The sequence below is a fragment of the Sphingomonas echinoides genome (assembly GCF_029623395.1).
GTDB classification, from domain to species: Bacteria; Pseudomonadota; Alphaproteobacteria; order Sphingomonadales; family Sphingomonadaceae; genus Sphingomonas; species Sphingomonas echinoides_A.
Genome location: NZ_JAPYKK010000071.1, coordinates 1 through 4,070 on the forward strand (window position 1 = coordinate 1; position 4,070 = coordinate 4,070).

General features: G+C 67.5%; 5 protein-coding genes. 4 read left to right on the forward strand and 1 reads right to left on the reverse strand.

Annotation, left to right across the window (positions count from 1 at the left end; all coding sequences use genetic code 11):
• Positions 1-9: 9 nt before the first annotated feature.
• Complete coding sequence (locus QBJ92_RS20345) at positions 10-165, reverse strand: hypothetical protein (protein ID WP_277971511.1); 156 nt, start codon at positions 163-165, stop codon at positions 10-12.
• A 278-nt stretch (positions 166-443) separates the two neighbouring features.
• Here QBJ92_RS20345 and QBJ92_RS20350 point away from each other — a divergent pair, with 278 nt between their 5' ends.
• The 4 genes from QBJ92_RS20350 to QBJ92_RS20365 all read left to right on the forward strand — a co-directional run bounded on the left by QBJ92_RS20350 (position 444) and on the right by QBJ92_RS20365 (position 4,037).
• Positions 444-758 carry a hypothetical protein gene (locus QBJ92_RS20350; protein ID WP_277971512.1) on the forward strand — a complete coding sequence of 105 codons (315 nt, stop codon included), beginning with the start codon at positions 444-446 and terminating at the stop codon, positions 756-758.
• A 147-nt stretch (positions 759-905) separates the two neighbouring features.
• A complete protein-coding gene (gene ubiA / locus QBJ92_RS20355) occupies positions 906-1,832 on the forward strand; it encodes a 4-hydroxybenzoate octaprenyltransferase (RefSeq protein ID WP_277971513.1) in 927 nt (308 codons plus the stop codon).
• A 74-nt stretch (positions 1,833-1,906) separates the two neighbouring features.
• Positions 1,907-3,262, forward strand: a complete 1,356-nt coding sequence (locus QBJ92_RS20360) for a TldD/PmbA family protein (protein ID WP_277971514.1) — start codon at positions 1,907-1,909, stop codon at positions 3,260-3,262.
• Positions 3,255-4,037, forward strand: coding sequence for a 3'(2'),5'-bisphosphate nucleotidase CysQ (locus tag QBJ92_RS20365; protein WP_277971515.1), 783 nt, complete (start codon positions 3,255-3,257; stop codon positions 4,035-4,037). The genes QBJ92_RS20360 and QBJ92_RS20365 overlap by 8 nt, the downstream gene beginning before the upstream one ends.
• The last annotated feature ends 33 nt before the right edge of the window (positions 4,038-4,070 follow it).

The window sequence follows — 4,070 nt, forward strand, 5'->3', positions numbered from 1 at the left end:
CGCCATTGCCTATCGCCGCCGGATCCCCGCGCGCACCAGCATCGCGACCACCGCGAGCGCGATCACGCCGAGCAGGACCCAGGCGGCGACCATCCCGACGCTGCGCGCCACGGCCCACAGCAAGGCTTCGAAAAAGCGACCGATCGCGACGGAAAGATGGACCAAAAGCGGGGTTCTCCGGGGCAGCGGGCGGGTGTCGACTGGGCGGGGAGATCAGCCGAGGCAGGCAGACCGTGTGGCGGACGCAGCGCGAAAAAGCGAGGCGGAATGGAGCGCGGGGACGTCTACCGACAAGGCCGGACACCAAAAAACCCTGTCGTGACAAGGCGTAAATCCCATTCCTGCACAACCGGTTCGTCGGCGTGCGGGAACCACTCGTCGCACCTGTCGTTTCCACACCGGTATTACAAATCGTCACCGATCGTTTCTAAAGGGAGAAATTCATGTCCGATTACCGTCGCACCGACCCCGTCGTCGAAAAGCGCAGTGGCGCCGGCCGCACCATTCTGATTATCCTCGTGGTGATCGCCGTCGTCGTCGGCCTGCTGTTCGCGACGGGCTTCTGGAGCGCGAATGTGACCAAGAGCGGCGCCCTGCCGGAAGTTTCGGTCAAGGGCGGCGAGCTGCCGAAGGTCGACATGGATTCGAAGGAAGTGGTCGTCGGCACGTCCGAGAAGACCGTCGAGGTCCCCAAGGTGAAGACCGAGAAGGAAACGGTCTCGGTCCCGACCATCGGCGTCAAGGACGACAACAAGTAAGTCGTTCTTTCGAGAACGTTCGAAAGGCCTCCGCCCCTCCGGGACGGGGGCCTTTTTTCTAGGACGCAGCGTCGGTCGGGTTTCGGTCCCGCGTAAAAGCGGCGTGCCGTATTTCCCCGGCCTGTCGTCTTGCGCTACGGCACACCGATGGCTGCCACCGATCCCCGTGCTCCGCATCTGACCCCCGATACCGAACATCGCGGGATGGTCGGCTTGATGCCCACAGCAGCGCGACCATTCGCCTTGCTGGCGCGCTTCGACCGACCGATCGGATGGTGGCTGTTGTTCTGGCCCGGCGCGTGGAGCGTCGCGCTGGCCGGGGGGGCGGTCGAGCGGTGGGATCTGTTCCTGTGGTTGTTGCTCGGGAGCATCGCGATGCGTGGCGCGGGATGCGTCTTCAACGACATCGTCGATCGCGATCTCGACCGGCAAGTCGCGCGCACCCGCAGTCGCCCGCTGGCGAGCGGCGCGGTATCGCTAAAGGCGGCGGCGATCTGGCTGGTGCTGCTGTGCCTGATCGGGCTGTTCGTGTTGCTGCAACTACACTGGTTCGCGGCGGTGATCGCGGTGTCGAGCCTTGCCCCCGTGGCGGCCTATCCGTTCATGAAGCGGATCACTTGGTGGCCGCAGATCTGGCTCGGGCTGGTGTTTTCCTGGGCGGCGCTGGTCGGATGGGCGGAGATCGCGCGGACGCTCTCGGTGCCCGGGCTGCTGCTGTACGCGGGGTCGATCTGCTGGGTGGTCGGCTATGATACGATCTATGCACTTCAGGACCGCGAGGACGATGCGCTGATTGGCGTGCGCTCGTCCGCCTTGCGCATGGGACGCCATGTGCGGGCGGGGGTTGCGGCATTCTACGCGGCGGCACTGGCGTTGTGGGCGGCGGCAATCTGGCTGTTGCGCCCGGATTGGCTGGCGGTCGTCGCGCTGCTGCCGGTCGCGCTGCATTTCTTGTGGCAAGTGGCGACGCTGCGACCCGAAGACGGCGCAGGCGCGCTGGCGCGGTTTCGGTCGAACCGCTTTGCGGGATTGCTGATGTTCCTGGCGTGCGTGGTGGTGGGCACGACGATCTGATCCGCGTGGCGCGCGCGGTGACGAACAGCGAAAGCGCTCTAGCATCGGGCGGTGCGACGCCTTAAGTCCAAGCTATGCTGACCCCAGATCAGGCGCAGGACCGCGCCGCCGTTATCGTCACTCGTGCCACCGCCGCCGGAGCCGACGCCGCCGACGCCGTCTATGCCGCCGATATGTCGCTCGACATCTCGGTGCGGCTTGGCGCGCTCGAGGATGTCGGGCGGTCGGAAAGCGCCGAGCTCGGCCTGCGGGTGTTCGTCGGCAAACGGTCGGCCAGCGTCTCGACCTCGGATCTGTCGGATGCCGCGATTGCCGAGCTGGTCGACCGTGCAGTCGCGATGGCGCGCGAGGCGCCGGAGGATGCCTGGGCCGGGCTGGCGCCCAAGGAACGGTTGATGCGTGGCGCCCCCCCGCTGCTCGATCTCGACGATGGCGGCGAGGCGTCGCCTGAAAGCCTGCGTGCCGTCGCGCAAGCCGCCGAGGACGCGGCGCGCGCGGTGCCTGGCGTCACCAACAGCGAAGGCGGCTCGGCGAGCGCATCACGATCGATTTGGGCGCTGGCGACGAGCCACGGCTTCGCCGCGGCCTATGCGGCGACGGGCTATGGCGTTTCCGCGAGCGTACTGGCGGGGTCGACCGAGGGCGGGGGCGAAATGGTGCGCGATTATGCGTATCACTCGGCCCGGCATCGCCGCGCGCTGGACGCGCCCGAGACGATAGGAACCAAGGCCGGTGAACGCGCGGTTGCGCGGGTCAACCCCGGACGGCTGGCAAGCGGGCCGATGCCGGTAGTGTACGATCCGCGGGTCGGATCTAGCCTGTTGGGGCATCTGACGGGTGCAATTTCGGGCGCGGCGATTACGCGCAAGACGAGTTTCCTGCTCGATGCGCTGGGAACGCAGGTATTTTCGGACGGCGTCACCGTGCTGGATGATCCGCATCGTCCGCATGGACTGCGCTCGCGTCCGTTCGACGGCGAGGGGCTCCCGGTCAGCCCGTGCGCGATCGTCGAGCATGGCATGCTCGAGACGTGGCTGCTCGACACCGCCGCGGCCCGGCAATTGGGGATGGAGCCAACCGGCCATGCTGCGCGCGGTGTCGGCGGTGGACCCGGTGTTTCGCCGAGCAACCTCCACATGGTCGCGGGCAAGGTGCCGGTGCAGACGCTGATCGAGGACATTGCGAACGGGGTCTATGTCACCGAACTGATCGGCATGGGCGTCAACGGCGTGACGGGCGATTATTCGCGCGGTGCCGCCGGGTTCCGCATCGTCGACGGCAAGATCGCCGGGCCGGTCGCCGAATTTACGATCGCGGGCAATTTGCGGGAAATGTACCGTAACCTCATTCCCGCCAATGATCTCGAGTTCCGCTACGGCACCAACGTCCCGACGCTGCGGGTCGAGGGGATGACCGTCGCCAGTGGTTGAACCCGGACTGGCGGACGCGGTCGCGGCGATTGCCGCCGACGCGGGTGCGCTGGCGTTGCGTCAGTGGCGCACCGACTTCGCGCGCTGGGAGAAGGCGCCGGGCGACCCGGTCTGTGCGGTCGACCTGGAAGTGAACGCCTTCCTGCGCGAACGCCTGTCGGCGCTTCTGCCGGACGCAGGATGGCTTTCGGAAGAGACCGCGGACAATCCCGACCGGCTCGCGTGCGCGCGGCTGTGGGTGGTCGACCCGATCGATGGGACGCGCGACTATATCCGTGGGCGGGACGGCTGGGCGGTGTCGATCGCGCTGGTCGATCACGGGCGGCCGGTGATCGGCGTGCTCGACGCCGCGGCGCGCGGGCAAGTGTTTCGCGCTGAACTGGGGCAGGGGGCGTGGGGCAACGGCATGCGGCTGGCGGTCGGCGATCGGCGCGTCTTTAGCGGATCGCGCGTGCCGACCGACGCTCTGCCCAAGGTCGATCGCGATCTGGTCGCGGTGGCGAAACCCAATTCGATTGCGCTTCGGATCGCGATGGTCGCGGCAGACGAGGCAGATCTGGTCGCGACCTTGCGCTGGGGCTGGGAGTGGGATGTCGCTGCTGCCGTGCTGATCGCAGCCGAAGCGGGGGCGGCCGTGAGCGATGCGCTGGGGCAGGGGCTGACGTTCAACACGCCGCGGGCGCAGGCTTTCGGGGTGGTGACGTGCGTGCCGGGGATCCATGCGGCTGCGATCGAGCGGTTGCGGGAGCGCGCTGTGGCGCTTTCGGCTGGATAGAGATTGCGGGCGTGGCGGCCGCTGCACGGCCCC